Source organism: Planomonospora sp. ID91781, assembly GCF_015711595.1.
GTDB lineage: Bacteria > Actinomycetota > Actinomycetes > Streptosporangiales > Streptosporangiaceae > Planomonospora > Planomonospora parontospora.
This window is the reverse complement of record NZ_JABTEY010000001.1, coordinates 2298006-2324279: the sequence shown is the minus strand read 5'-3', so window position 1 is coordinate 2324279 and position 26274 is coordinate 2298006. Positions and strand designations below refer to the sequence as shown.

Sequence of the window (26274 nt, the reverse complement as noted above, 5' to 3'; positions counted from 1 at the left end):
GGCGCGGACCCGCCGGGGGTTCCGATGGGCGCCGGAGGGGTTCCGGTGGGCTGCTAGGAGGCGTCCTCGCCCTCGACCCGCATGACGCTCACCACGTCGCGGACGATGTCGAGCTCCCGCAGGCCCTCGATCGTCGCCGACAGGGCGGCGTCGCTGGCCCGGTGCGTGACCAGGACGAGCTGGGCGTCGGCGCCGAGCCCCTCCTGCCGGACGGTCTGGATGGAGACGTCCTGTTTGGCGAACATGTCGGCGACCCGGGCGAGCACACCCGGCTTGTCGGCGACGTCCAGGGAGACGTGGTAGCGCGTGACGGTCTCGCCCATCGGGTGGACCGTCAGGTCGGCGTAGGTCGACTCCTCCGGGCCGCGCGTGCCTGCCAGCAGGTTGCGGCCCACCGCCACGATGTCGCCGAGCACCGCGCTGGCCGTCGGCGCGCCGCCGGCGCCCGCGCCGTAGAACATCAGCTGCCCGGCGGACTCCGCCTCGACGAAGACCGCGTTGTAGGCCTCTCGGACCCCGGCCAGCGGGTGGGTCCGGGGGATCATCGCCGGGTGCACCCGGACGCCGAAGGAACGGCCGTCCTCCGAGCGGGCGCAGATCGCCAGCAGTTTGATGACGTAGCCCATCTCCCTGGCGCTGGCCACGTCCGCCGCACTGATCTCGGTGATGCCCTCGCGGTGCACGTCCGCGGCGGTGACCCGGCTGTGGAACGCGATCCCGGCCAGGATCGCGGCCTTGGCCGCGGCGTCGAAGCCCTCGACGTCGGCGGTGGGGTCGGCCTCGGCGTATCCCAGGGCCTGGGCCTCCTCCAGCGCGTCGGAGAACGAGGCGCCCGAGGAGTCCATCTTGTCGAGGATGTAGTTCGTGGTGCCGTTGACGATGCCGAGCACCCGGTGCACGTGGTCCCCGGCCAGGGACTCGCGCAGCGGCCGGATCAGCGGGATCGCGCCCGCGACGGCCGCCTCGAAGTACAGGTCGGCGCCACCGGCCCGGGCCGCGGCGTGGACCGTCGCGCCGTCCTCGGCGAGCAGCGCCTTGTTCGCGGTGACGACCGACTTGCCGGCCCCCATCGCGGCGAGGATGAGCGAGCGCGCCGGCTCGATGCCGCCGATCACCTCGACCACGATGTCCACGTCGTCGCGCGTCACCAGGGCCTCGGCGTCGGTGGTGATCAGCGCGGGGTCCACGTCGACGTCCCGCGCCCGGCCCGGCCGGCGTACGGCCACGCCCGCCAGCTCCAGCGGCGCGCCGATCCGGGCGGCGAGGTCGCCGGCCTGCTCCCGCATCAGCCGGATCACCTGGGAGCCGACCACGCCGCAACCGAGCAGCGCGACCTTCAGTTTCTTCCCGGGAACCTGGTTCACAGCTGTCCTCTCAGCAAGTCGTCCTCGGTCTCCCGCTGGACGATCACACGGGACGCCCCGCCCGCGACCGCGACCACGGCCGGCTTGGGGAGGTAGTTGTAGTTGCTGGCCAGCGAGCGGCAGTAGGCGCCGGTCCCGGCCACGGCGACCAGGTCGCCGGGGGCGAGGTCCTGCGGCAGCCACAGGTCGCGGACCACCATGTCGCCGCTCTCGCAGTGCTTGCCGACCAGGCGCGAGAGCATCGGCGCCGCGTCGCTCGCCCGGGAGGCCAGGCGGGCGGTGTAGTCGGCGCCGTAGAGGGCGGTGCGCACGTTGTCGCTCATGCCGCCGTCGACGCTGACGTAGGTGCGCAGGCCCTCGACGTCCTTGATCGTGCCGACCTCGTAGAGGGTCACCCCCGCGATCGCCGCGATGGACCGGCCCGGCTCGACCGTGAGCCGGGGGACCGGCAGGTGCGCGGCCTGCGCCACCCTGGCGACGATCTCGCGCAGGCTGTCGGCGATCTCCTTGACGTCGAGCGTCTCGTCGCCCTCGACGTAGGCGACGCCGTACCCGCCGCCGAGGTCGAGCTCGGGCAGGACGACGCCGTGCTCCTGCTGGATCTGCACCATGAGCTTGGCCAGGCGGGTCGCGGCCACCTCGAACCCGGCGGTGTCGGTGATCTGCGACCCGATGTGGGAGTGCAGGCCCACCAGCTCCAGCTGGGGCAGGGCGAGGATCCTGCGGGCGGCCTCGGCGGCCGCGCCGCTGCTCAGCGAGAGGCCGAACTTCTGGTCGTCGTGGGCGGTGGCGATGAACTCGTGGGTGTGCGCCTCCACGCCCACGGTGACCCGGATCAGGACCTTGGGCCGCACGCCGTGCCGCTCGGCGAGGAAGCCCAGCCGGGCGATCTCCTCGTAGGAGTCGACCACGATGTGCCCGACGCCGGCCTGGACGGCCCGCTCCAGCTCGGCGGGCGACTTGTTGTTGCCGTGCATCGTGATCCGCTCGGGCGGGAAGCCGACGCTCAGCGCGACGGCGAGCTCGCCCGCGCTGCACACGTCGAGGCCCAGGCCCTCCTGCATGACCCAGCGGGCGGCCTCGCGGCACAGGAACGCCTTGCCCGCGTAGTGGACCTCACCGCCCTCGAACGCGGACCGGTATTCGCGGCAGCGGGAGCGGAAGTCCTCCTCGTCCACCACGTAGAGCGGCGTGCCGTACTGCTCGGCCAGGTCCCTGACGTCCACGCCGCCGATCGTGATCGAGCCGTCGGCGCGGCTGGACGTTCGCGGCCAGATCGTCGGGTCGAGCGTGTTGAGGTCGGCGGGCGCCTGCGGCGGGCGGTCCTCGGGAAGGATCTCGGCGTGCCGGTCACCGGCGGGGTGGACGAATCGACTCACCCAAAAGAGGCTATCGGACCCGCTGATCCGGATGAGACGCCTGCTCACCTGTCGAGACGGAATCGTCCGCGGATACGCGAACTTTTCAGGTGTTCATCCGTTCTCGCCGCAGATTTTGGCGTCCCGGGCGGATCCGGGGGCTTCAGGAGACCTCTTCGGCCGGGGCCTTCCAGGTGTTGCACCCGGCGAGCGTGCCCTTCTGCTGCCCGCGGAGCATCCAGCGGGCGCCGCTGGCGCCGGAGCCGTGCGACTGGCGGGCCGCGTCCGCGCCGGCGTCCGCCTCGTCCGGCTCCACGGCCGCGCCGCGGCGCAGGTCGTTCAGCAGGTACGGGTGCACGTTGCGCAGCGCCGCCGCGGCCAGGCAGTCGGCCTGCAGCTCCAGCCGCCGGGACCACGCCTCGTCGAAGACCTCCGAGCCGTTCTGGTCGGCGATCCCGGTGATCTGCTGGACGTGGTGGGCGTACTCGTGGGCGAGGGTGAACATCATCGGGAAGGTGTCGCGCTCCTCGCCGTCGTCCTCCACCAGGACGTTGACGATGCGCTCCCCCGAGCAGTAGATGCCGGCCCAGTCGAAGTCGTCGATCCCGCAGGCCGCCTCCTCCGGGGTGGCGACCAGCCGCATCTCCGCGGGCGGCTCGTAGTCGAAGCCGGCCGGTTCCAGGGTCGCGCTCCACATGCGGTCCAGGCAACGCGCCAGGACGTTCAGGGTCGTGTCCGGGTCGGCGTCGAGGTCCTTCGGCAGGCCGGGGCAGCGGCCGCCGACCGGGCCGGTCTTCTCGTAGAGCAGGTGCGTGGCCACGGCCGAGCGGGCCGATCCGGGCGCGGTCCCGATCAGCTCCCGCAGGTCGTCGCGCAGGTAGAACAGCGCGCCGAGCAGGAGGGCGAAGACGAGGAGGACGGGCAGCGTCCGCCGGACCACGCCGGGCCGCGACGCGCCGTGAGGGGACCAGTCGCGCGGACCGCTCACCAGTTCTCCTCAATACGTTTTCGGATGATTAATCACAATCTATCTGGTGGAATCACTCCGACCTCCGCCATCGCCTCCGCCAGCACCTCCCGCACGGCCCCCGCCAGCCGCACCCGCGCCACGTGCAGCGCCGACACCGCCTCGTCCCCCCGCGGCAGCGCCGGAGCCCGCTCGAACGCGTCGTGGTAGGCCATGGCCAGCCGCTCGGCGTAGGCCGCCCACCCGGGATCCCGGCTCACCCGCCTGCCCGGCGCCTCGGCCAGCGCCCTGAGCACCGCCCGGTCCCACCGGTCCGCCAGGAGCTCCGGCCGGAACGCCCCCGCCACGCCCAGCTCCGCCGCCCAGCGCCGTACGGCGACCGCCCGCGCGTGCGCGTAGCCGACGACGAACCCGGGGTTGTCCCAGGTGCCCGGCGACCACGGCGTCCCCTGGGGCCACGGCGACGGCCCCCGGGGTTCCGGGGGCCCCGGGGCGCCCCGGCCCTCCGCCGCGTCCCCGGACCGCCCCGCACCGGCCTCCCCGACCAGCTCGCCGGGGACGGCCACCACGATCTCCAGGAACCCGCCGGGCCGTACCCGGACCTCCTCGATCCCCGGCAGCGCGCGCAGCCGCAGGGCCAGCTCCGCCGCCCGCTCACCGGCCCGCTCCCCGTGGCGCAGCGCGGCCGTCGAGACGTACAGCGCCTCCCGCTCCCACGTCCCCCGCGGGACCGGCGGCGCCCCGAGCACCTCGGCGAGCCGGCCGGGCGTCACCGTCAGACCAGCGCGTGCGGCTCGGCGGGGCCGTACTCGACCAGCCGGGCCGAGCCGAGCAGGTCGGCGTCGTGGTCGCGGAGGCAGACGTACCCGTAGCGGTCGGCGGAGAAGACCTTGACCCCGTCGGTGCGGCACTGCCGCATCAGGACCTCGTCCCAGCCCTCGGACAGGTCGGCGAAGCCCAGGGAGCGCAGCACGTTCCTGCGGCCCAGCAGGGTGGCCCCGGTCACCTCGGGCAGGTAGGAGTACTCGGCGTCGGGACGGCGCAGCACGGTCGCGCCGACGTCGCGCAGGTGGGCGTGGTAAGCGGCCTTCCCGGCGATGTCGGCGGTGGTGAACGTGAAGACCCGGGCGAGGTCGGCCAGGTAGTGCTCGCCGTAGGAGTCCCGGGCGTCCATGACGGCCACCAGGTCGCCCTCGCACAGGTCCAGGGCCCGGTCGAGCAGGGCGCCGGTGGTGAGCCCCGGGTCGGCGCGGCGGACCACCACGCCCACGTGCCCGTCCAGCACGGCGCGGGCGCGCCGCTCCGCCTCCTCGGCCGCCCCCTCGTCCCCGGACTGCGAGAGCAGCACCAGCTGGACGACGCCCTGCTGCGGCGCGAGGAGGGCCAGCGCGCGCTCGGGGTCGCCCCGGTCGAGCATGATCACCGAGATGCCCAGGGTCGGCCGGGCGCTCGGCAGGCCGACCGCGTCGAGCAGGTCGTCCACCTTGTCGGTCATCGTGCCGGAGGCGTAGGCCTGCCGGAGCGCGGCGTGCGCCCTGCGCCCGTCGGGCTCACCGCCCTCGGGCGCGCCGATCGGCGTGCCGCAGGCGGCCAGCTCGGCCAGCCGCCACGTCTCGGTGCCGGGCGGGCAGTCCACGGCCTTCGGCCAGCGGTAGGAGGTGAGCACGTCCGGGTAGGACAGGTGGCCGGGGAGCAGCTCCTCCAGGGAGAGCACCCGGTCGAACCGGCCGGAGGCCAGCGGCAGGGGGTTGTGCACCCGCGGCTGGACCGCGAACGGCAGCAGGCCCAGGGAGGGCGCCCGGCGGCCGGGCTCCGGCTCCGCCGTGGCCAGCACGGCGCCCCACTCCTGGACCGACGCCGTCCGCGCGGTGACGATGTGCTCGAACAGCCCGGCCGCGGCGGCCAGGTCGGCGACCTCTCCCCCGGTGTGCCAGAAGACCGTGCGGATGCCCCGCTCGGCGCACCAGGCCAGCAGCGCGCGCAGTCCCTCACCGGGCTCGCGCAGCTCCTCGGCCCAGGGCCCCTGCGTGACCGACTCCACCAGCAGCAGGTGCGGCACCTCGGCGGCCAGCACGCGGGCGAAGTCCCGGGGGGTGAACCCGGTGGTCTGCCGCCACTCGTAGCGCAGCAGCGCCTCGGCGTGCGGGTCGGCGACGACGGCGGCGGTCAGGTGCGGGCGGGTGTTCGGGCCGGTGGGGACGCGGAAGGGCTTGAGCCGGAACGACGCGCCGTCCAGCGTCCTGGTGGACGTGGTGGCCTGGAAGGCCGCGCCGGGGGGCGCCGGCCTGGCCTGGTCGCGGGGCTCGGGGACCGGCTGCCGCTTGGGCGCGGCCGGGCGCTGGGCGGGCCTGGCGGCGCCGCGCAGGCCGCGGGCCAGCCGCACCGGGTTGCTCTTGCCGGTCTTGATCGCGTCACCGATCCGGGACCAGCGCGCCACCTGCACCGACGAGAGCTTCCACCGGGCCACCTCGGTCTGGTAGCGCTGCTCGGCCAGTTCCCTGCGCAGCGCCGCCTCCGCGGTCCTGGCCTCGGCCAGCCGTTCCTCCGCCTCGGCCAGCCGCTCCCGGACGTCGCGCAGCTCCCCGACCGCGCGCTCGGCGTCGGCGATCCTCGCCTGGGCCGCGTCGAGCAGGCGGGCCAGCTCCGCGGCCCGCTCCGCCTGGGCCATGGCCTCCCGCAACGCCTGCCGCGTGCTCTCGAGTCGCTCGCTCGCCACGTCGTCCTCCGATTCCTGAGCCGGGCGAAAGGATACCCTTTGGTCAATCCCGACACAGAGGAGTCAGCACGGTGCAGTGGCCGACGTTCAATGTGAGGCCGTACGTCTGCGGCGGCGTCGGCCGGCTCGACGAGGCCGTCCTGGCCGCCCTGCGCGAGGCCGGGCCGCGGGTGCGGCCGGCGCTGCGGACCGCCGAGGCGGCGCTGTTCAGCTCCTCGCCGCTGCCGCCCTACCACCGGGGTCCCGAGCCCGGGCGCGGGAGCACCGGACCGCAGGACGCCGGGCAGGGGGCCGCCGAAGGCGGGGACCCGGCGCGCCCGGACGCCGCACGCGAGGACTCGGCGCGGGCGGACTCGGGCACCTGGGCGTTCGCCTGGGGGGAGCGCCGGCCGTCCGGGCCCGCGCCGTGGATCACCGTGGCCGAGACCTACGAGACGCCCGGCCTGATCGACGACGGCGACCGGGTCACGCTGCACGCCGGCGGCCTGGGACTGGTGGACGTCTACTACGTCTCCGTCGGCGGGGCCGTCTACTTCTCCTCGCTGCTGGAGCCGCTGCTGGCGCTGGCGCGCACGCCGTACGAGGTCGACTGGGACGCCTGGGCGGCGATCGTCCAGCTCACCTTCCCGCTCCGCGACGACACCCCGTACGCGCAGGTCAAGCGGCTGGCCGGGAGCAGCGCGCTGGTCCTCGCCAAGCGGTCGGGGCGGATCGCGGTCGAGCGGCGGCTGCCCCGCTGGCTGCGCGAGGAGCCGTTCGAGGCGGGCCGCAGCGCCGGGGAGATCCTGGAGATCCTGCACGAGGTCTACAAGGAGTTCGACTCCCGGCCGCTGCTGGTGCCGGTCAGCGGCGGCTACGACTCGCGGCTGCTCTGCTCGGTGGCGGTGGCCCGGGGCGCGGACGTGGAGTCGTGGACGACCAGCCCGGACGACGGCACCGACACCGACATCGCGTTCGCCCGCGCGATCACCCGCGAGCTCGGCGTGCGGCACCGGGTGATCCCCCAGGACCCCGCCGCCTATCCCGCCGACGCGCTGGCCGTCGCCCGCAGGCTGGAGTTCCTCACCCCGCACCACGCCTGGTACGCCCCGTTCGCCCGCGAGGTGCACCGCGCCGGGCGGACCCTGGTGGACGGCCTGGCCGGCGGGCCGCTGCTGAAGAACTTCATGGTCAGCGGGGCCGCGCTGGAGGCCTCCACGGAGGCCGAGCGCAAGGCCGCGCTGCTCGGCTCGCTCGCGCTGGGCGCGCCCTCGGCGCCGTTCCTGTCGGAGCGGGCGGCGGAGTGGATCTCCGGCTCGGTCCGCACCGCGTTCGCCCAGTCGACCTCCATGCTCAACGGCCACCGGGCCGAGCTGCCGCTGTCGGTGCTGCACACCCGCACCGCCCGGGGCATCGCCCGCTCCCCCGTCAACCTGGTCGGCCCCGAGGTCTCGTTCGCGGCGCCGTTCACGCACCCGGACTTCTTCGACGCCGCGCTCTCGGTGGGCGTCGCCCGCAAGGACAAGGGCCGGTTCTACCGGGAGGTCCTGTACGCCGCCAACCCCCGCGTGGCCGCGCTGCCCTCGACCAACGTGGTCAAGCAGCCTCTCCAGCGGGTCCCGCTCCGCTCGGCCGCCGCGCCGGCCCGCGCCTACGGCCACGCCATGCTGACCCGGGTCGCACGGGCGGTGCCGTCGCTGCTCTCCGAGCACCTGCACGCCGTGGTCGCCGAGGGCCCGGACGCGCTGGCCCGCTTCAACGGCTGGAACGACCGGTTCTGGGTGCGGAGCCTGGTCCTGTTCGGCGCCTGGCTCGACGAGCGCGCCGACCGGGTCGGCGACCTCACCCCGCCCTGGGCCTGACCATCCGCGGAAGGCGGGGTCCGGGCCGGGTTCAGTCCCGGAGCGGGTTGCGGACGGTCAGCTCCGGAAAGCGACTGAAGTCCCGGTCCATGCTCCACAGCTCACGGACCCCGTGCGCACTGCAGAGGGCGGCGATCCGCGCGTCATGGACCAGCGGGCCGGTCACCTTTCCCGCATCGAGCGACTTCCGAAGCACCTGCCAGTGGTTCTCCGCCTCGCCGAGGAGCACGAGGGACGGTGATCCCAGCCAGGCGTCGATCTGACCGATCGCGTCCGCCGTGCTGCTGGGCGGGGCGTACACCCGCGGATGGGTCACGATCGAGAAGAACTCGTGGACGCACGGCCAGGGAATCGCCCATGCCGCCCGGCCCTCGGCCAGCGCCTTCACCTTGGGAGCGGCGCGCCCGTGGAACTCGCTGTCCCTGCGGTGGGCGTAGACCAGGATGTTCGTGTCGACCGCTATCACAGACGGTCACCGTAGGCGAGTGCTCGCAGGTCCTCCCAGGAGGCGTCACGCATCCGCGGCTGCAGGCCCTGGCCGCCGACGGAGGCGTCGGGCAGCGCGTAGCCCTCCGTCCTCGCCCGGCGGGCGAGGACGGAGCGCAGCCCCTCCTCCACCAGGGCGCGCAACGTGGTCCCCTCGCTCCGGGCGAGTTGCCGGGCCTCCCGCAGCAGGCCGTCGGAGATGTCTACAGTCGTCTTCATATGGCTTGCCATACCCATGGAGCAACACTCCCATACTCATTCACTCTCCGGATCCGTTCCGATACAAAAAGTCTTACGGCTTCACACACCGCAGACGTCCCGCCGGGCAGGACCACCTCGCCATACGGCGGAGCGGGAATGAATGCTCTGGAATCGGTCCGACTCACCGACCTCACCCCGCCCTGAGCCTGGCCGTCCGCGGAGGCGGTGAGCCCGCCGCCGCCGACGGGTGCCACTACCGGTGTCCGAGCCGTGAGCGGTAGACCTCCCCGGCCCGGCGGTACAGGTCGAGGTGGGCCCGGTACTGCTCGTCGGAGGCGAACCGGCCGTCCTCCCGGAGCAGGGTCCCGAGCCGGTCCAGCCAGCCCAGGCACCATTCCAGGTCGGCCCGCCTGGCCACGTGCGCGCCCGCCACGTCGAGGTAGACGGGGCTGGTGTGGGCGTAGGCGCCGGACGGATGGCACGACCGCGGATGCGGTCCCCCGGTGGCGACCGCGACCACGTACGTCGGCTCGCGTACCACCAGCTCGGCGGTCAGCCCGTCCGGCGGACCGCACGCGAGGACGCCGTCGCCGGTGCGGATCTCCAGCCGCTCCGCCTCGGGCCCGATCGCCCCGGCCCGGATCCGGACCCGGTCGCCCATGGTGAGCTCCAGCGTGTCGCCCGGCCCGTGCCCGTCGACCGAGAGCCACAGCCAGGGGCCGGTGGTGGCGAAGGTCCGTCCCCGGCGGATCGCCTCGGCGAAGGACTCCGCGGTGAGCGGGCCCTCGACGCGGGCGTACACCCGCTGCCAGCCCGGCGGGCTGGAGGCGGTGCCGCGACGCGAGATGGACAGCACCGAGTCGCTGCCGGCCGTGACGGCCAGGCGGCAGCCGGCCCCGACCAGGTGTCGGTAGACCACCGCTGTGGCCTGGATGGACGAGTGGTTGAGCACGTCGAGCGCGTCCACCAGCCCGAGCGCGGCGTCGGCGACGACCTCGCGCGCCGAGCAGTTCCGCCCGGCCGCCACGCCCCGCTCCGGCGGGTCGTCCTCCGCCAGGTCGGTGTGGAAGGGGTGCCCGTAGCCGGTGACGGCGCCCAGCCTCCGCAGTTCCTCCAGCGCCGCGCTGTTGGGTTCGGCGTCGGGCCCGCCGGCGAACCCGGAGTGGAAACGCCCGGGCGGAGCGGACAGCCCGAACGCCGTGACGTGCCCGAGCAGGTCGTTGCGGTACTCCACGCCGAACCTGGCCAGGTGCCGCTCGTCCGACCAGGGCAGGTCCTCGCCCGCCCAGTGCGCCAGCGCCTCCCGGTCGTAGACGCGCTCCCCCGCGACGTTGCCCGCCACCAGGTTCAGCACGTGCAGGTCCTCGCCGTGCTGGACGGCCGCGGCCCGGGCGGGCGCCGCGGGCTCGTCGCCCATCCAGTTGAGGTGCACGTGCAGGTCTCCGCCGTACCAGCCGCGGGCCGCGGCGTCGTAGAGCCGCTCGGGACGCAGCTCCACCAGCCGCTCCTCTCCGGGCGCGGGCCGGAGCGCGAGCTCGGCGGTGGTGTACTCCATGCCCCGCGTCACCGCCACGGTGATCTGCTCGGCGGGCACGTCGAGCAGCAGGTCGTCGCCGTGGAAGTACGGCCTGCGGTGGTGGTCGAGCGCGCGCGGCGCCCCGGGCGGGTACCAGCCCTGCCCGTTCGCCCCGGTCACGCTCCACCGGCACGGGAAGCCCGCGCGCAACCTGATCCTCGCCCGGTCCGCGCGCCGGCTGAGCACGCCCAGGTCCACCCGCTCCCCCTCGACGACCACCCGGGCGGCGGCGTCGATCCCGACCAGCCGCGCCCCGTACGGCGCCACCTCGTACGGCGTGCCGTCGACGAGGACCGTGACCGGCTCGTCCCTGCCGGAGTCCAGCAGCAGCGTCGTCTCCAGCGGGGCGTCGTCGAGCACGACCGCGGTCACGGCCCGGAGCACGGCGCCGTCCGGGGTGAGGCGCAGGACCGCCAGGTTGTCCGGCACGTCGCCGGCCAGCGCGTCACGCACCACCCGGTCCAGGTCCAGCTCGTCCATGCGCGCGTCCAGGTCGCGGCGTGCGGCACCGCCCAGCTGGGCGAAACAGGCGCTCCAGTAGTCGTGACCTCCCATCAGGTACTCGCTGGTGCGCACCTCCCCGACGTACGGGATGAGATCCTCTCCCCAGCACACCCCGTGCCGGTCGCGCAGCGCCCGGTAGTGCCCCAGCGCGCGGGCGACGGCCTCGGGCAGCAGCGGATCACCGAGCACGGCGGTCCTCCCTCCATGGTGTCCCGTGTCCGCCCGGCTCCCGTCGCGTGTCCCCGCCGTCTCTCGGGGGAGACCGGAGCGGCCGCCCGGGAACCGGAACGGGCACTCGACTCCTATCCCATCCCCGGCGTCCCGGAAAGGACTCGGGCAGCCGACCCGCCTTCCGCTCCCACCCCGCGCCACGACTCCCGGGAACCGGGAGCGGACCCGCCGGCAGCGATCCGACCTGCCGTGTTCCCGCGGCGAGAACACCAGGTGACAGGGCGATTACGTGGCTTCGGCACGGGTTCCGGACCGGCGGTCCGGACGGAGATTCCGATCAGGCTTCCCACGATCCACTCGGCTGGTAGTGTTCGCCGCAGAAAGCGCTACAACGGCCGGCACCGAACCACGAATTCGGTCCGGCCGGGGGCATGGAGCTCGTGGGGATGACGGCTCCCGCCGGCGCGGTCACCAAACATCATTCAGCCGGGGCACCCGGTGACTTCGTCCTGCCCTTCCTCATTGTGAGCGAGTACATGATGAACGCATCCCCCTGCCCGGATTCGGTCTCCGAGGACTTCGTGTCCGCCGATCCGCAGTGGTACAAGCGAGCCGTCTTCTACGAGGTGCTGGTCCGGGGGTTCAAGGACTCCAACGGAGACGGCACCGGAGACATCCGCGGCCTGATCGAGAAGCTGGACTACCTCCAGTGGCTCGGCGTGGACTGCCTGTGGCTGCTCCCGCTGTACGAGTCGCCGCTCCGCGACGGCGGCTACGACATCTCCGACTACATGAAGATCCTCCCCGACTTCGGCGACCTGGCCGACTTCGTGGAGCTGGTGGAGGAGGCCCACAAGCGGGGCCTGCGGGTCATCACCGACCTGGTGATGAACCACACCAGCGACCGGCACCCGTGGTTCCAGGCCTCCCGGCACGATCCCGAGGGCCCCTACGGGGACTTCTACGTCTGGGCCGACGACCCGACCGGCTACCCCGACGCGCCGATCATCTTCGTCGGCGCCGAGGAGTCCAACTGGACCTACGACCCGGTCCGCAGGCAGTACTACTGGCACCGCTTCTTCCACCACCAGCCGGACCTCAACTATGAGAACCCGGCGGTCCAGGAGGCCATGCTGGAGGTGCTGCGGTTCTGGCTGGACCTGGGCATCGACGGCTTCCGGCTGGACGCGGTGCCGTACCTGTTCGAGCGCGAGGGCACCACCTGCTCCGGCCTGCCGGAGACCCACGCCTACCTGAAGAAGGTCCGCGCCGAGGTGGACCGCCTCTACCCGGACCGGGTGCTGCTGGCCGAGGCCAACGGCTGGCCCGAGGACGTGGTCGAGTACTTCGGCGACCCGGCCGTCGGCGGCGACGAGTGCCACATGGCGTTCCACTTCCCGCTGATGCCGCGCATCTTCATGGCGGTGCGGCGGGGCAGCCGCGAGCCGATCTCCGAGATCATGTCGCGGACGCCGAAGCTCCCGGACAGCGCCCAGTGGGGCATCTTCCTGCGCAACCACGACGAGCTGACCCTGGAGACGGTCACCGAGGAAGAGCGCGACTACATGCACGCCGAGTACGCCAAGGACCCGCGCATGCGGGCCTACCTCGGCATCCGGCGCCGCCTGGCCCCGCTGCTGGAGAACGAGCGCGACCAGATCGAGCTGTTCACCGCGCTGCTGCTCTCCCTGCCGGGCTCGCCGGTCATGTACTACGGCGACGAGATCGGCATGGGCGACAACATCTGGCTGGAGGACCGCGACGCGGTCCGCACCCCGATGCAGTGGAGCCCGGACCGCAACGCGGGCTTCTCCACCGCCGACCCGGGCCGGCTCTACCTCCCCGCCGTCATGGACCCGATCTACGGCTACCAGGCGGTCAACGTGGAGGCGCAGCAGAAGAGCGGCTCGTCGCTGCTGCACTTCACCCGGAACATGCTGCGGATCCGCAAGCACCATCCGGTCTTCGGCACCGGCGAGTACATCGAGCTGTGGTCGGACAACCCCGCGGTGCTGACCTTCCTGCGCGAGGACGCCGACGACGTGATGCTCTGCGTCAACAACCTGTCGAAGTACCCGCAGCCGGTCCAGCTGGACCTGCGGCGCTTCGAGGGCATGACCCCGGTCGAGGCCCGCGGCGGGGTGCCCTTCCCCGTCATCGGTGAACTGCCGTACCTGCTCACCCTGCCGGGTCACGGCTTCTACTGGTTCTCCATCGGCCGGCGCTGAACCGGCACTCCACCAGAACTCGACCGGAACTCGGCCGGCGCTGAACCGGCGCGGTCCCGGGCGGCTCCCACCAGGCGCCGCCCGGTCCCGTTTTCGCACCGGCCCCGTCCCCGCGCCGGATCCGCGATCCGCCGGGACACGGGGCCGGGGGACGCGGCCGGAAGGCCCCGGACAGGCCGGTGTCCCCGTCAGCGCACCTCCCCGCGGATCACCCGCACCGCACCGGCCGCCATCGGGACGGCGATCCAGACGAGCGCCGACACGGCCAGCCGGGCGGCTCCGCCTCCGGACAGGTCGCCGGACATCAGGGGCCCGGTGGTGGTGTTCAGGTCGAACCACTCCGCCAGGGTCGCACCGGCGGTGCCGAGCCTGCCGACCACGGCCCACACCATCGGTGAGGCCAGGCAGATCACGATCGCGGCCGGCGCGTTCAGCAGCAGCACGCCCATGCCCAGTCCCTCCGCGACCATGAGGACCTGCACCCCGGCCCAGCCCAGCAGGGCGGCGGGATCGACCTCCCAGACGGCCGGAACGCCCTGGACCGCGGCGGTGACGGCGGTCGCCGGCACCGCGGCCAGTACGGCGAGCACGCAGGCCGCCACGGCCGCGGCCAGTGCGGGCAGGAACTTGGCCGCCAGCACGCGCCCGCGCCGGGGTTCGAGCGTGAAGGTGGTCAGGGCGGTCCGGTGGCTCCACTCGCCGGTCACCGTGAGGATGCCGAGCACGGGCAGCAGGGTTCCGGGCCCGATTCCGGCGGCGTTGACCAGGGCCTGCAGTTCCGGGCCGGAGACGGCGCCGCGCGCGGTCACGGCCGCCAGGACCAGCCCGACCAGGACCAGGACCAGGGCCTTGCCGCTGCGGGTGTCGACGAGTTTGCGGGCCTCGACCGCCAGCAGCCGGTGGAACGGGGTCGGGGCGGTGGTCATGCCGGGCGTCGCGGTGGCGGTCATGCCGGGCTCCGATCGGTGGTCGCGGTCAGGTCGAGGAAGAGCTGTTCGAGGCTGCGGCCCCGGCCGAGCTCGGCGAGGGTGCCCTGGGCGAGGACGCGGCCGCGGCCGATCATCACGATGCGGTCGGCGACCTGCTCGACCTCGTGCAGCAGGTGCGAGCTGAGCAGGATCGCGCAGCCCGCCTCGGCGAGGCCGCGGAGCAGCCCGCGCATCCACCGGATGCCCTGCGGGTCGAGACCGTTGGCGGGCTCGTCCAGGACGAGCACCCGGGGACGGCCGAGGAGGGCGTGCCCGACGCCGAGCCGCTGCCTCATCCCCAGCGAGTAGCCGCCTACCCTGTGCCGGGCCTCCTGCCCGGTCAGCCCGACCAGGTCGAGGACCTCGTCGACCCGTGACGACGGCAGGCCGAGCATCATCGCGCCCAGGGTCAGGACCTCCCGCCCGGTGCGGCCGGGATGCTGGGCACCGGCGTCGAGCAGCACGCCGACCTGGGAGCCCGGCCGGTCCAGCTCGGCGTACGGCCGGCCCAGCACGGTGGCCGCGCCCGAGGACGGCCGGGAGAGCCCGGCCAGGATGCGCATGGCCGTGGACTTGCCCGCGCCGTTGGGCCCGAGGAAACCGGTGATGCTCCCCGCCCCGACGGTGAAGGACACGTCGTCGAGTGCCCGCACGCCTCCGTAGGACTTGCCGACCCGGTTGAATTCGATCATGCGTCCAGTCCACCGGATGCGGCGCCGCCGGTCATCGGACCGGGGTCGAGGACCACCGGCCGCGGGGCGCGGTCCGGCGCCCCGGCCGTCGACCTGCGGCCACCCGGAGGTCGACCCTGGTCGCTCCGGAGGTCGACCCTGGTCGCTACGGGACCCGTCCGGCCGCTCCTAGGCTGTGGGACGTGCACGACCGTACGGAGAACCAGCCGCCCCCGGACCGGTTCGGCCTCGCGCTGCCGTACCTGTGCGCCGCGCCGCCGATGCTGTTCCACGGCCTCATCCGGGTCGTGCTCGCCCACCAGGACCCCGGTCGGCTGGCGGCGGCGCTGGCCGACGTGGGGCTCGGCCTGGCCGGACTGGTCCTGGTGGGGTGGCACCGCCGCCACCCGTGGCCGGTCGCCCTGGCCACCGCCCTGCTCACCGCCTTCTCCGCCACGGCGGTCGGCCCCGCCTACGTCGCGTACGTGTCCCTGTGCACGCACCGCCGGTGGCGCCGGATCGCCGTGGTCGCGGCCGTGTCCTGGGCGTGCCTGGTCGTGTACGCCACCACCTGGGGCGGCGTGCGCGACCAGGCGACCGTCGTCTCCGTGACGACCGGAACCGTCATCCTCGGCGCGCTGACCGTCCTCGGCCTGTACCTGCGCGGCCGCCGCGACCTGGCCGCCTCCCGGCGGGAGACGGCGCTGGCCGCGCGGCGCGAGCAGGCGCAGCGGATCGAGCAGGCCAGGCTGGCGGAGCGGGTGAAGATCGCTCAGGAGATGCACGACGTCCTGGCCCACCGGATCTCCCTGCTGTCGATGCTGGCCGGCGGCCTGGCGTACCGGAGGGATCTCACCGACGAGGAGACCCGGGAGGTCGCCCTGGCGATCCAGCAGAACGCGCACCAGTCGCTGAACGAGCTGCGCACCGTGCTGGGCGCGCTCCGCCGCGACGGCTCCCCGGAGCCTCCGCAGCCCGGCCTGGACGACCTGGAGACCCTGTTCGGCGAGGTGCGCGCGGCCGGTCAGCGGGTCGAGGTGGCCGACACCGTGGACGGCCGGGAGCTGCTCCCGGCGCAGACCGGCCGCCACGCGTACCGGATCGTGCAGGAGGCCCTGACCAACGCGCGCAAGCACGCCCCGGGCAGCCGGGTGACGGCCGAGCTCGGCGGGCGGCCGGGGCACGGCCTGCGCATCCGGGTGAGCAATCCGGTGCCGTCCGGCGCGCCCGCGGGCCCCGGCGGGAGGCTCGGCCTGGTGGGCCTGGCCGAGCGGACCCGGATGGCCGGCGGCACTCTCCGGCACTCCATCCACAACGGGTCGTTCGTCCTCGATGTCCGGTTGCCGTGGCAGGCTTGACGTCATGATCCGACTGGTGCTCGTGGACGACGACCCGATGGTCCGGACCGGGCTGCGCCTCATCCTCGGCGGCGAGCCCGACCTGGAGATCGCCGGCGAGGCCCGGGACGGCCTGCACGCCATGGAGGTGATCCGCGATCTCACCCCCGACGTCGTGCTGATGGACATCCGGATGCCCGGGCAGGACGGACTGACCACCACCGGGCTGCTGCTGGCCCGGCCGGACCCGCCGCGGATCCTGGTGCTCACCACCTTCGACGCCGACGACATGGTGCTGTCGGCGCTGCGGCTCGGCGCCGACGGCTTCCTGCTGAAGGACACGCCTCCACCGAAGATGATCGAGGCGGTCCGCGCCGTGGCGCGGGGCGAGCCGGTGCTCTCGCCGAGCGTCGCACGGCAGGTGATCGCCGCGGCCGCGGGCGGACAGGGGTCACCGAGTCCGGAGGCGCGGCGGGAGATCGACCGGCTCACCGAGCGCGAGCGCGAGGTCGCGACCGAGCTCGCCCGCGGCAGCTCGAACGCCGAGATCGCCGAACGCCTGCACATGAGCGTCGCGACCGTGAAGGCGAACGTCACCCGGATCTTCGCCAAACTGGGGACCGACAACCGCGTGCAGGTCGCCATGAAGGTGCGCGACGCCGGCCTCCTCTGAGGGCGCCCGCGGACCGGCCCCGCACCGGCGGCGACGGGGGTCTACACGCGGAACCGGCCCCGCACCGGGCGGCGACGGGGGTCTGGCCCCCGCACCGGGCGGTGATGAAGGTCTGCGCGCGGACCGCCCTTCCCGGCGCGGCCCGGGCCGGCGGCTCCTACCCGGCCGTCACCGGGCCGTCACCGTGCCGTCACCGGGACCTGCGCGCGGGCCGCCCGGCGGGCCGGGATCAGGGTCACCAGCAGGCCCGCGCCGATCGCCGCCAGCGCCGCGACCGCGAGGACCGAGGCGGACGGGGTACGGCCGATGCCCGCGCCGACGCCGCTGGTGTGCCCCTGCAGGTCGATCAGGCCGCCGACCACCGAGGCCCCGGCCGCCGTGCCCGCCGCCACGCCCAGCACGACCAGCAGCCCGGTCCCGGTGACCAGCGTCGCGGCCACCTGCCGGGGGGTCAGGCCCATGGCCTTGAGCACCGCCAGGTCGGAGGCGTGGTCGCGCAGGCCCAGGGCGCCGGCGGTGAGCAGGTTGGCCAGGCCCAGCAGCGCGAGCACCGCGGTCAGCGCCACGATCACCACCCGGATGACCGCGAGCCGCTCAGCCGGGTTGACCGTCCGCCGCACCTCCAGGGCCTCGCCGGAGGCGGCCAGCAGCCGGGCCCGGACCGCCTCGGCGTCGGCCCCGTCGGCCAGCACCAGCCGGTGGAACTGGGGCGGCAGGGCGTCCTTGGCGGCCAGGGTGTCCAGCCCGGTGGAGAGCACCTCGCCGTCCTGGTCGGGCTCCACCACCCGCCCGACGATGCGCACGATCAGCGGCGTGCCGCCGACGGTCATCCGGACCCGGTCGCCGATCCGCACGCCCAGCAGGTCGAGCAGGCCCTGCCCGGCGACGGCCTCGCCCCGCGCGGCGAACATCCGCCCCTCGGCGACCACCAGGGGGTACGGCGCCGTGGACGTGCCGAGCGCGCGGACCAGCACACTCCTGGTCTGCCTGGGCTCCAGCGCCGAGACCTCGCTGCCCGGGTGGACGGAGCGCACCTCCGGGTCGGCCCGCGCGATGCGGGCGGCCTCGGTGGCCGTGAGCCGGCCCGGGTGGACGGTGAGGGCGGCGGCCTGGCCGACCCGCTCGGGGCGGCGCAGGAAGTCGTCGAGGGTGGCCCAGCAGCCGAGGCCGATGGTGATCATCATCATCGGCACGGCCAGGCCGACGATGCTCAGGAAGGCGGGGGTGCGGCGGGTGAAGGCGTCGCGGGTGCCCAGCACGAGCGCGGGCGGGAGCCGTACCAGCAGGGCGAGCTTGGCCAGCCGCGACAGGCGGCCCCGGGGCGGGGCGGCCGGGGCGGCGGGGATCGGCGGAGTGCGGCCGCCGCGCCAGGCGGGCAGCGCCGCCGCCACCAGGACCACCGCGGCGGTCCCGGCCGCGATGGCGAGCAGCGGCAGCGGCGAGAGCGGCGGGAACGGCAGGCCGTCCAGGGTGAGCGCCGCGGCGAGCTGCCCGCCCGCCACGCCGAGGGCGATGCCGGCCAGCCCGAGCGCCCCGTGCTCGGTCACCAGCAGGGCGACGACCTGGCCCCGGGTGTAGCCGAGGGACTTGAGCGTGGCGATGTCGCGCGTCTGGGCGAGCACCCGGCCGCCCGTCACGTTGGCGACGGCCAGCGCGGCGGCGACCAACCCGGCCACGCCGAAGAGCCCCAGCAGCAGGCCGAGCAGCCGGTTGTCCAGCTCCATGGAGGCGCGGACCTCGCGCCAGGTGGACATGCGGCGGATCTGCTCGTCGAGCAGCGTGACGGCGCCGTGCACGGCCGGCAGCGTGTCCTCGCCGTCGGCGAGCCGCAGCCCGGTGACCGACTCCCGGCGACCGGGGGCGGGCTCGATCCGGGTGAGGGTCTCCGGCAGGGTCCAGGCCAGGCCGGGCGTCCACTCGGGGTAGAAGCCCTGGTCGGCGGTCTCGGCGAGCCCCACCACGACCAGGGGGTGGGAGGAGCCGCTGAGCGCGGTGACCGGGAAGGGGTCGCCGACCCGCAGGTCCAGCGCCTCGGCGAAGGAGCGCTCGACGACCGCCCCGCCGGCGTCGCCCGCGCGCAGCCACCGCCCCTCGCGGACGAGCGGCGCGGCCGTCTCCGGCGGCACGGTGGTCGCCTCGCGCAGCGCGACCGGCGACTTGCGGCCGCTCAGGGTGAGCGTCACCGGCGCCGTCCGGTACGGCCCGGCCACCCGCACCACGCCGGGCAGGCCCCGCAGGGCCGCCAGGTCCGGGGCCTCGCCGGTGTGGATCCACACGTGCGCGCCGCGCGTCCGCTCGAACAGCCCGCGCCAGGGGTTGGTGCCGTCCTCCAGCAGGGTCGCCGCGGCGACCAGCGCGGCGACGATCCCGGCCACCGACAGGACGGTGAGCAGCGCCTGCCCGCGCCGCGCCCGCAGGTCGGCGCGGATCCAGCGGGCCGACGCCCGCACGGTGTCCACGGCGGCTAACCCCGCAGCTCCACCACGTCGCCGACGCCGCCCCGGGGGCGGCGCCGGGACACCGGGAGGGCGCCGTCGTCGACGATCTGGCCGTCGAGGAGGGAGACCACCCGGTCGGCGAGGCCCGCCACCCGGGCGTCGTGGGTGACCAGGACGATCGTCTGGCCGTCGCGGTGCACCTGGCCGAGCAGCTTCAGCACGTCGCGGGTGTTGCGGCTGTCCAGGTTGCCGGTGGGCTCGTCGGCCAGCAGCAGCCGGGGGCGGTTGGCCAGCGCGCGGGCCAGCGCCACGCGCTGCTGCTCGCCGCCCGCGAGCTGGGCGGGGGCCGCGCCGGCCCGGTCGGCGAGGCCGAGCACGCCGAGGAGCTGCTCGCGGCGCTCGCGCGCCTCGCGGGGGGACGCCCCGGCGAGCAGCGCGGGCAGCTCGACGTTGTCGGCCACGGTCATGTTGGCCACCAGGTTGAAGAACTGGAAGACGAAGCCGATCTTCCTGCGGCGGAGCAGCGCCCAGGCGCTCTCGCCCAGCGTGTCGGCCCGGTCGCCGTCCAGCCAGATCTCGCCGCTGGTCCGGACGTCCAGGCCGCCGAGCATGTGCACCAGCGTGGACTTGCCGGAGCCCGAGGGGCCCATGATCGCGACGAACTCTCCCGGCTCCACCCGCAGGTCCACGCCCCGCACGGCGGGGACCGGCACGCCTCCGTCCTGGTAGATCTTGACGAGGTTGACGGTGCTGATCACAGGGGGGGTGTCCATCAGCCTCTCCGGTTCAACTGAGGTCCTCCTGGCAGCGTTCGAGCCAGTCGAGGTCGGCCTGCAGGTGCAGCATGGCTCCCTCGATCAGCAGGAGCGCCACCTGGTTGTCCGGATCGGTCCGCTCGGCGAGCTCGTTCAGGTCGCGCATGAGCGCAAGGTAGTGGCGGCGCTGCCGGTTGATCAATGCCATCCGGTCGGCGATGCCGGTCATCGGGGCCAGGACGAGCTTCATGAAGAACTCGTCGCGGACCCGCGGCCCCTCGGTGGGCTCGTCCACCCAGTCGTCCAGGGCCTCCCGGCCGGCGGCCGTCAGGTAGTAGACCTTCTTGTTCGGCCGGTTGGACTGCTCGACGTCCACCGCTCTGACCAGCCCGTCCTTCTCCAGACGGCCGAGCGTGACGTAGATCTGGCCGATGTTCGGCGAAGGATAGGCGCTGCCGAAGGTCTGCTCCAGCGCCTGTTTGAGTTCGTAGCCGTGGGCAGGTTCCTTCGCGAGGAGCGCCAGCAGGAACGGCCGCACGCCCACCTCCTCGTCGTGCCCGCGTTATGCGAGCGTTACGGACTCATCCGTTGACGTTCACATTAGCGCTGTGCATAACATGAATGCATCTACCTAACACGTATGTAACCCCACCGAAACCCGGAGGTCACAGGTGAACCGCCTGGTCCCGCTCGCCCTCGCCGCAGCGCTGCTGGCGGGGTGCACCGCGGGGGCGGGCGGGCAGGAGCCTCCCCGGCGGGAGGGCGGGACGGGCCCCTTCACCCTGGTGACGGGGCGCGACACCACCGGTTACCTGCGTCCCCTGCTGGACCGGTGGAACCGTTCCCGTCCCGCCGAGCGGGTCACCCTGCTGGAGCTCCCCGAGGCGGCCGACGAGCAGCGCGCCCAGATGGTCGCCAACCTCCAGGCCAGGAGCGACCGCTACGACGTGCTCGGTCTCGACGTGGTCTGGACGGCGGAGTTCGCCGACGCCGGCTGGATCGTGCCGCTGGAGCGGAGCATGTTCCCGCTCGACCGGTTCCTCCCGCCGGTCGTGGACACCGCCGTCTACCGCGGCAAGCTCTGGGCGGTGCCGTACACCAGCAACGCCGGCCTGCTCTACTACCGCAAGGACCTCCTCGCGAAGGAGGGCCTCGCCCCGCCCAGGACCTGGGCGGAGCTGCGCGAGCAGGCGCGGGCGCTGCACGAGGAGTACGGCGTCGGCGGCTACGCCGGGCAGTTCCTCGCCTACGAGGGGCTGACCGTCAACTTCGCCGAGGCCGTGCAGTCGGCGGGCGGCGGGCCGATCCTCAGCCCGGACGGCACGCGGGTCACCATGGACGCCGCCGGGGCGAAGGCCGGGCTCGACTTCCTGGTCGGCGGGCTCCGGGAGGGGTGGATCCCGAAGGAGTCCCTCTCCTACAAGGAGGAGGAGTCGCGGCTGGCCTTCCAGGAGGGCCGGCTCGCCTTCGCCCGCAACTGGCCGCCCGCCTACGGCCCGGCCACCCAGTCGGAGATCGCGGGCAGGTTCGCGGTCACCCGGCTGCCGGGCCTGGACGGGCCGGGCTCCAGCACGCTGGGCGGGACCAACCTCGCGCTCAGCGCGTTCTCCAAGCGGCAGAAGTCGGCGGTGGAGTTCATCCGCTACTTCACCGGGCTGGAGAACCAGCGGCGGGTGCTCACCGACGGCTCGTTCCCGCCCGTGTGGACCGAGCTGTACGACGACCCCGCCCTCATCAGGCGCTTCCCCTACCTGCCGGTCCTGAAGGAGAGCATCCTCTCCGCCAGGCCCCGGCCGGTGAGCGCCAACTACGACCAGGTGAGCCTGGCGATCGCCGGTGCGGTCTCAGGCGCGCTCACCCCGCCCTTCGAGGAGTCGAGCGACGACGTCGTCGCCTCCCTGAAGGGCCAGCTGAACGAGATCATCAGGGCTCCCTGAAACCGGGGGCGATCCTCCCGGCGAGCCGTCATCCCCATCTCGTCGTCATCCGAAGTCGTGCAAACCTCGGGGGTTTGAAAAACAACAGGAGGTCTTTCCGTTATGCGCAGAACCATCATCACCGCGACGACCGCGGGGCTCGCCCTCGCGCTCGCCGCGTGCGGCGGCGGATCCACCGGCACCACCGGGACCGCCACCGCTCCCGCCGCGAGCGGCGGGGCCTCCTCCGCCCCCGCGGCGGCCAAGACCCTGGAGGGGGTGACCATCGAGGTCGCCGCCAAGTGGACCGGCCCGGAGCAGGCCAACTTCCAGAAGGTGCTGGACGCCTTCCAGGCCAAGACCGGCGCCAAGGTCACCTACTCCTCCACCGGCGAGGACACCGGCGCCTACCTCGGCCCGCGGATCCAGGGCGGCAGCCCGCCGGACGTCGCGATCCTGCCCCAGCCCGGCCTGGTCCAGCAGTACGCCGACGCCAAGTCGCTCAAGCCGCTCACCCCTGAGGTGATCAAGCAGATCGACGAGAACTACACCCCGTACTGGAAGGAGCTCGGCTCGGCCGACGGCCAGGTGTACGGCGTGCTGGTCAAGGCCGCGCACAAGTCGCTGGTCTGGTACCGCGACCAGGCCTTCGCCGACGCCGGGGTGCAGCCCCCGGCCACCTGGGACGAGCTGGTGAAGGCCGCCCAGACGGTCGCCGACTCCGGCACCCCGCCGCTCTCGCTGTGCGGGGCGTCCGGCTGGACCCTCACCGACCTGTTCGAGAACGTCTACCTGTCGACCGCGGGCCCGGAGAACTACACCAAGCTCTCCAAGCACGAGATCCCGTGGACCGACCCGAGCGTGACCACCGCGCTGGAGAAGATCGCCCAGCTCACCGGGAAGAAGGAGTTCCTGCTCGGCGGCACCTCCGGTGCGCTGCAGACCGACTTCCCGACCTGCGTGACCCAGGTCTACGGCCAGGACAAGGCGGCGATGGTCATCGAGGCCGACTTCGTCGGCACCACGGCCGAGGAGTCGGGCGCCAAGCTCGGCGAGGAGGCCAAGTACTTCCCGTTCCCGAAGGCCGGTGAGACCGCGCCGGTCGTGCTGGGCGGCGACATCGCGGTGGCGCTGAAGGACTCCAAGGGCGCCATGGCGCTGCTGGAGTACCTCGCCTCCACCGAGGGCGGTGAGGTCTGGGCCAAGCTCCCCGGCTACCTGTCCCCCAACCGCAACGTCTCCCCCGACAACTACCCCAGCGAGCTGACCAAGCAGCTCGCGCAGACGATCATCTCCGCGGGCGAGTCGGTCCGCTACGACATGTCCGACCTGGCGCCCAGCGCCTTCGGCGGCACCGACGGCAAGGGCGAGTGGAAGCTCCTGCAGGACTTCGTGCGCGACCCGTCGAAGATCAAGGAGATCCAGAAGAGCCTCGAGGCCGAGGCCGCCAAGGCCTGGAAGTAGAGGGGGCAGGCCGTGACCGAACGGTTGGACGGCCCGCCGGACCCCCGCGGCGACGACGGCGACGCCGTCGCCGCGGGGTCCTCCCCCGGCCCCCGCACCCCCTCCGCGGAATCCGCCTCGGATCCCGCCACCGGAACCACCCCGGACGCCACCGGGAACGCCTCGGACGCCTCCGCGGGATCCGGCACCGGGGCCGCCGCCCCGCCCGCGGTCCCGTCCGTCGCCACCGCGGGACCAGCCGCACCGGCCGCGGCGGGCACCCCGAAGGCCCCCCGGCTGGGGCCCTCGCCCGTCATGGCGGTCCTGTTCCTGCTGCCGGGCGTGGTGCTGCTCGGCGCGATGGTGATCTACCCGATCGTCTACTCCGTCTTCCGGAGCCTCTACGACGCCGGCGGCGAGAACTTCGTCGGCGCCGAGAACTACGCGACGATCTTCCAGGACGCCTCGACCCTGACCACCATCAGGAACAACCTGATCTGGGTGGTGGTCGCCCCGCTCCTGGTCACCACCCTGGGGCTGATCTTCGCGGTGCTGACCGAGCGGATCCGCTGGGCGACCGCGTTCAAGCTGATCGTGTTCATGCCGATGGCCGTCTCCCTGATGGCCTCCGGCGTCATCTTCCGCCTGGTCTACGAGCAGGACCCGGACCGCGGCGTGGCCAACGCCGTCCTCAGCTCGGTCCGCGGCGTCTTCGGCTCAGGCGAGAGCTATCCCGACGCCCGGCCGAGGGAGAACGACCAGTCCCCGGTCACCGCCGCCCAGGGCGCCGTGGTGACCAAGGGGTCCGCGAAACCCGGCCAGGCCGTACTGCTGCCCCTGGTCGGCGTGAAACCCGCCGACCTCGCCTCGGCCGCGACCGCCCGCCCGGCCTCGCCGGGCCCCGGCGAGCTGGCCGGGACCGTGTGGTTCGACTTCACCCAGGGCGGCGGCGGGCAGGCCAACCAGGTGGACGGCACCGAGAAGGGCCTGGCGGGCATGACCGTCGAGGCGGTCCGGGGCGGCCCCGGCGGCGAGGTCGCGGCCACGGCCGTCACCGAGGCCGACGGGACCTTCCGCCTCACCGGGCTCTCCGCCGGCGACTACACCCTGCGGCTCCCCCGGTCGAACTTCGAGGCCTCCTTCAACGGCCTGTCCTGGCTCGGCCCGGCGCTGATCACCCCGGCGATCATCGGCGCGTTCGTCTGGGTCTGGGCCGGGTTCGCCATGGTGCTGATCGCGGCGGGCCTGTCCGCCATCCCGCGGGACGCGCTGGAGGCCGCCCGCATCGACGGGGCGACCGAGTGGCAGGTGTTCCGCAGGATCACCGTCCCGCTGCTCTCCCCGGTGCTGCTCGTCGTGTTCGTCACGATGATCATCAACACGCTGAAGGTCTTCGACCTGGTCTTCGTCATCGCACCCGGATCGGTGCAGCCGCAGGCCAACGTGATCGCGCTGGAGATGTGGCGGGTCTCGTTCGGCGGCGGCGGGAACCAGGGGCTGGGCAGTGCGCTGGCCATCTTCCTGCTGGTCCTCGTCCTGCCCTTCATGATCCTCAACATCCGGCGGTTCAGGAGGGACAACCAGTGACGACGACCTCCGCTCTCGGCGCGCCGCCCCGCGGCGTCCTGGGCCGGATCGCCGACCGGGTCGGCGGCGGCCTGGTCCAGGCGGCGCTGGTGGTGATCGGCGTGTTCTGGCTGGTCCCCACCCTGGGCCTGTTCGTGGTCTCGATCCGGCAGGAGACCGCCAACAACTCCAGCGGCTGGTGGACCGCGTTCACCAAGCCGGCCGAGTTCACCCTGCGCAACTACGCCGACCTGCTGGCCACCGGCTTCACCTCGTCGTTCTGGAACACCGTGGCCATCACGGTGCCCACCACGGTCCTGGTGATCGGCATCGCGGCCATGGCGGCCTACGCGTTCGCCTGGATGCAGTTCCCCGGCCGGGACGCGCTCTTCCTGGTGGTGGTCGGCCTGCTGGTCGTGCCGATCCAGATCGCGCTCATCCCGATCGCGAAGCTGTACGGTGGGCTCGGCATCTTCGGCTCCATCCCCGGTGTGGTGCTCTTCCACGTCGCCTTCGGGCTCCCCTTCGCCATCTTCCTGCTCCGCAACTTCTTCGCGGGCATCCCCGGCTCGCTGCTGGAGGCGGCGCGGATGGACGGCGCGGGCGAGTGGAAGATCTTCTCGACCGTGGTGTTCCCGCTGGCCAAGCCGGCGGTCGCCTCGCTCGGCATCTTCCAGTTCCTCTGGGTCTGGAACGACCTGCTCGTCGCGCTGGTCTTCGCCAACACCGAGAACCAGCCGATGACCAAGGCCCTCCAGTCCCAGATGCGACAGTTCGGGACCAACGTCGACATCCTGGCCCCGGGCGCCTTCCTCTCGTTGATCATCCCGTTGATCCTGTTCTTCGCCTTCCAGCGGTACTTCGTCCAGGGAATGATGGCGGGTTCCGTGAAGTAGGGGAGGCGATCCGAGGGGGGCAGGCCCGGTGCGGTCCGCGGCAGGGTGCGCGGACCGCACCGGGCCTCATCACCGGGGCGATGATGGGCACCGCCGATACGCACCGGGCCTCATCACCGCACCGGAGAGCACCCCGGTGCGCACCGGGCCCCAGGCCCCGCACCGGAGAGCACTCCGGACGGGGGCCTCCGGTGCGGAT

The 26274-nt window shown here is 73.5% G+C and carries 21 protein-coding genes; 8 read left to right on the top strand and 13 right to left on the bottom strand.

Annotated elements, in window-relative coordinates; all coding sequences use genetic code 11:
* Positions 1-53 precede the first annotated feature (53 nt).
* From HS048_RS10595 to HS048_RS10575, 5 genes are all read right to left on the bottom strand, one after another.
* Positions 54-1364 carry a homoserine dehydrogenase gene (locus HS048_RS10595; protein ID WP_068894804.1) on the bottom strand — a complete coding sequence of 437 codons (1311 nt, stop codon included), beginning with the start codon at positions 1362-1364 and terminating at the stop codon, positions 54-56.
* Complete coding sequence (gene lysA, locus HS048_RS10590; protein WP_068894802.1) at positions 1361-2743, bottom strand: diaminopimelate decarboxylase; 1383 nt, start codon at positions 2741-2743, stop codon at positions 1361-1363. Before lysA ends, HS048_RS10595 begins: the two co-directional genes overlap by 4 nt.
* 142 nt (positions 2744-2885) lie before the next feature.
* Positions 2886-3710, bottom strand: coding sequence for a neutral zinc metallopeptidase (locus tag HS048_RS10585; RefSeq protein WP_068894800.1), 825 nt, complete (start codon positions 3708-3710; stop codon positions 2886-2888).
* A 32-nt stretch (positions 3711-3742) separates the two neighbouring features.
* A complete protein-coding gene (locus HS048_RS10580; protein WP_196466852.1) occupies positions 3743-4462 on the bottom strand; it encodes a DALR anticodon-binding domain-containing protein in 720 nt (239 codons plus the stop codon).
* Between the two features lie 2 nt (positions 4463-4464).
* The gene (locus HS048_RS10575) at positions 4465-6405 is read right to left on the bottom strand and encodes a hypothetical protein (RefSeq protein ID WP_307832418.1); all 1941 of its coding nucleotides are present in this window, start codon (positions 6403-6405) and stop codon (positions 4465-4467) included.
* A 71-nt stretch (positions 6406-6476) separates the two neighbouring features.
* On the opposite strand from HS048_RS10575, the gene HS048_RS10570 reads away from it, so the two are divergent.
* On the top strand, positions 6477-8246 hold the full coding sequence (locus HS048_RS10570) for an asparagine synthetase B family protein (protein WP_230880799.1): 1770 nt from the start codon (positions 6477-6479) through the stop codon (positions 8244-8246).
* Positions 8247-8277: 31 nt separating this feature from the next.
* On the opposite strand, the gene HS048_RS10565 is transcribed toward HS048_RS10570, so the two are convergent.
* The 3 genes from HS048_RS10565 to HS048_RS10555 form a co-directional block, all read right to left on the bottom strand.
* A complete protein-coding gene (locus tag HS048_RS10565; protein ID WP_196466851.1) occupies positions 8278-8712 on the bottom strand; it encodes a TA system VapC family ribonuclease toxin in 435 nt (144 codons plus the stop codon).
* Positions 8709-8951 carry a type II toxin-antitoxin system VapB family antitoxin gene (locus tag HS048_RS10560; protein WP_196466850.1) on the bottom strand — a complete coding sequence of 81 codons (243 nt, stop codon included), beginning with the start codon at positions 8949-8951 and terminating at the stop codon, positions 8709-8711. Before HS048_RS10560 ends, HS048_RS10565 begins: the two co-directional genes overlap by 4 nt.
* A gap of 235 nt (positions 8952-9186) precedes the next feature.
* Entirely contained in the window at positions 9187-11202 is a 2016-nt protein-coding gene (locus HS048_RS10555) for a CehA/McbA family metallohydrolase (protein WP_307832417.1), read from the bottom strand.
* A 521-nt stretch (positions 11203-11723) separates the two neighbouring features.
* Here HS048_RS10555 and treS point away from each other — a divergent pair.
* Positions 11724-13412: a maltose alpha-D-glucosyltransferase gene (gene treS, locus HS048_RS10550; RefSeq protein WP_068895272.1), complete on the top strand. Its 1689-nt coding sequence runs from the start codon at positions 11724-11726 to the stop codon at positions 13410-13412.
* A gap of 188 nt (positions 13413-13600) precedes the next feature.
* Here the strand turns inward: treS and HS048_RS10545 are convergent, their stop codons facing one another.
* A complete protein-coding gene (locus HS048_RS10545; protein ID WP_196466849.1) occupies positions 13601-14362 on the bottom strand; it encodes an ABC transporter permease in 762 nt (253 codons plus the stop codon).
* A complete protein-coding gene (locus HS048_RS10540; RefSeq protein WP_196466848.1) occupies positions 14359-15072 on the bottom strand; it encodes an ABC transporter ATP-binding protein in 714 nt (237 codons plus the stop codon). Before HS048_RS10540 ends, HS048_RS10545 begins: the two co-directional genes overlap by 4 nt.
* A gap of 182 nt (positions 15073-15254) precedes the next feature.
* Between HS048_RS10540 and HS048_RS38070 the strand changes: the two genes are divergently transcribed.
* Together HS048_RS38070 and HS048_RS10530 are read left to right on the top strand one after the other, a co-directional pair.
* A complete protein-coding gene (locus HS048_RS38070) occupies positions 15255-16409 on the top strand; it encodes a sensor histidine kinase (RefSeq protein WP_196466847.1) in 1155 nt (384 codons plus the stop codon).
* Positions 16410-16413: 4 nt separating this feature from the next.
* A complete protein-coding gene (locus HS048_RS10530; protein ID WP_196466846.1) occupies positions 16414-17061 on the top strand; it encodes a response regulator transcription factor in 648 nt (215 codons plus the stop codon).
* Positions 17062-17240: 179 nt separating this feature from the next.
* On the opposite strand, the gene HS048_RS10525 is transcribed toward HS048_RS10530, so the two are convergent.
* Genes HS048_RS10525 through HS048_RS10515 form a run of 3 tightly spaced genes read right to left on the bottom strand, consistent with a single transcriptional unit; the run spans position 17241 to position 20792 of the window.
* The gene (locus HS048_RS10525; RefSeq protein WP_196466845.1) at positions 17241-19520 is read right to left on the bottom strand and encodes an FtsX-like permease family protein; all 2280 of its coding nucleotides are present in this window, start codon (positions 19518-19520) and stop codon (positions 17241-17243) included.
* 5 nt (positions 19521-19525) lie between these two features.
* Complete coding sequence (locus HS048_RS10520) at positions 19526-20272, bottom strand: ABC transporter ATP-binding protein (protein ID WP_196466844.1); 747 nt, start codon at positions 20270-20272, stop codon at positions 19526-19528.
* Between the two features lie 13 nt (positions 20273-20285).
* Entirely contained in the window at positions 20286-20792 is a 507-nt protein-coding gene (locus HS048_RS10515) for a PadR family transcriptional regulator (protein WP_068894782.1), read from the bottom strand.
* 133 nt (positions 20793-20925) lie between these two features.
* On the opposite strand from HS048_RS10515, the gene HS048_RS10510 reads away from it, so the two are divergent.
* The 4 genes from HS048_RS10510 (at position 20926) to HS048_RS10495 (ending at position 26075) form a co-directional block, all read left to right on the top strand.
* Positions 20926-22191 (top strand): ABC transporter substrate-binding protein, encoded by a 1266-nt coding sequence (locus HS048_RS10510; RefSeq protein WP_068894780.1) that lies wholly within the window; start codon positions 20926-20928, stop codon positions 22189-22191.
* Positions 22192-22293: 102 nt separating this feature from the next.
* Positions 22294-23634 (top strand): ABC transporter substrate-binding protein, encoded by a 1341-nt coding sequence (locus HS048_RS10505; protein ID WP_068894778.1) that lies wholly within the window; start codon positions 22294-22296, stop codon positions 23632-23634.
* Between the two features lie 12 nt (positions 23635-23646).
* A complete protein-coding gene (locus HS048_RS10500; RefSeq protein WP_307832416.1) occupies positions 23647-25200 on the top strand; it encodes an ABC transporter permease subunit in 1554 nt (517 codons plus the stop codon).
* Complete coding sequence (locus HS048_RS10495; RefSeq protein ID WP_196466843.1) at positions 25197-26075, top strand: carbohydrate ABC transporter permease; 879 nt, start codon at positions 25197-25199, stop codon at positions 26073-26075. The genes HS048_RS10500 and HS048_RS10495 overlap by 4 nt, the downstream gene beginning before the upstream one ends.
* Positions 26076-26274: the final 199 nt, after the last annotated feature.

Excerpts from the sequence above, each read along its gene's own strand:
- HS048_RS10545 (WP_196466849.1), bottom strand. The coding sequence starts at position 14,362 with ATGACCGCCACCGCGACGCCCGGCATGACCACCGCCCCGACCCCGTTC.
- HS048_RS10530 (WP_196466846.1), top strand. The coding sequence starts at position 16,414 with ATGATCCGACTGGTGCTCGTGGACGACGACCCGATGGTCCGGACCGGG.
- treS (WP_068895272.1), top strand. The coding sequence starts at position 11,724 with ATGAACGCATCCCCCTGCCCGGATTCGGTCTCCGAGGACTTCGTGTCC.
- HS048_RS10540 (WP_196466848.1), bottom strand. The coding sequence starts at position 15,072 with ATGATCGAATTCAACCGGGTCGGCAAGTCCTACGGAGGCGTGCGGGCA.
- HS048_RS10505 (WP_068894778.1), top strand. The coding sequence starts at position 22,294 with ATGCGCAGAACCATCATCACCGCGACGACCGCGGGGCTCGCCCTCGCG.
- HS048_RS10560 (WP_196466850.1), bottom strand. The coding sequence starts at position 8,951 with ATGAAGACGACTGTAGACATCTCCGACGGCCTGCTGCGGGAGGCCCGG.
- HS048_RS10520 (WP_196466844.1), bottom strand. The coding sequence starts at position 20,272 with ATGGACACCCCCCCTGTGATCAGCACCGTCAACCTCGTCAAGATCTAC.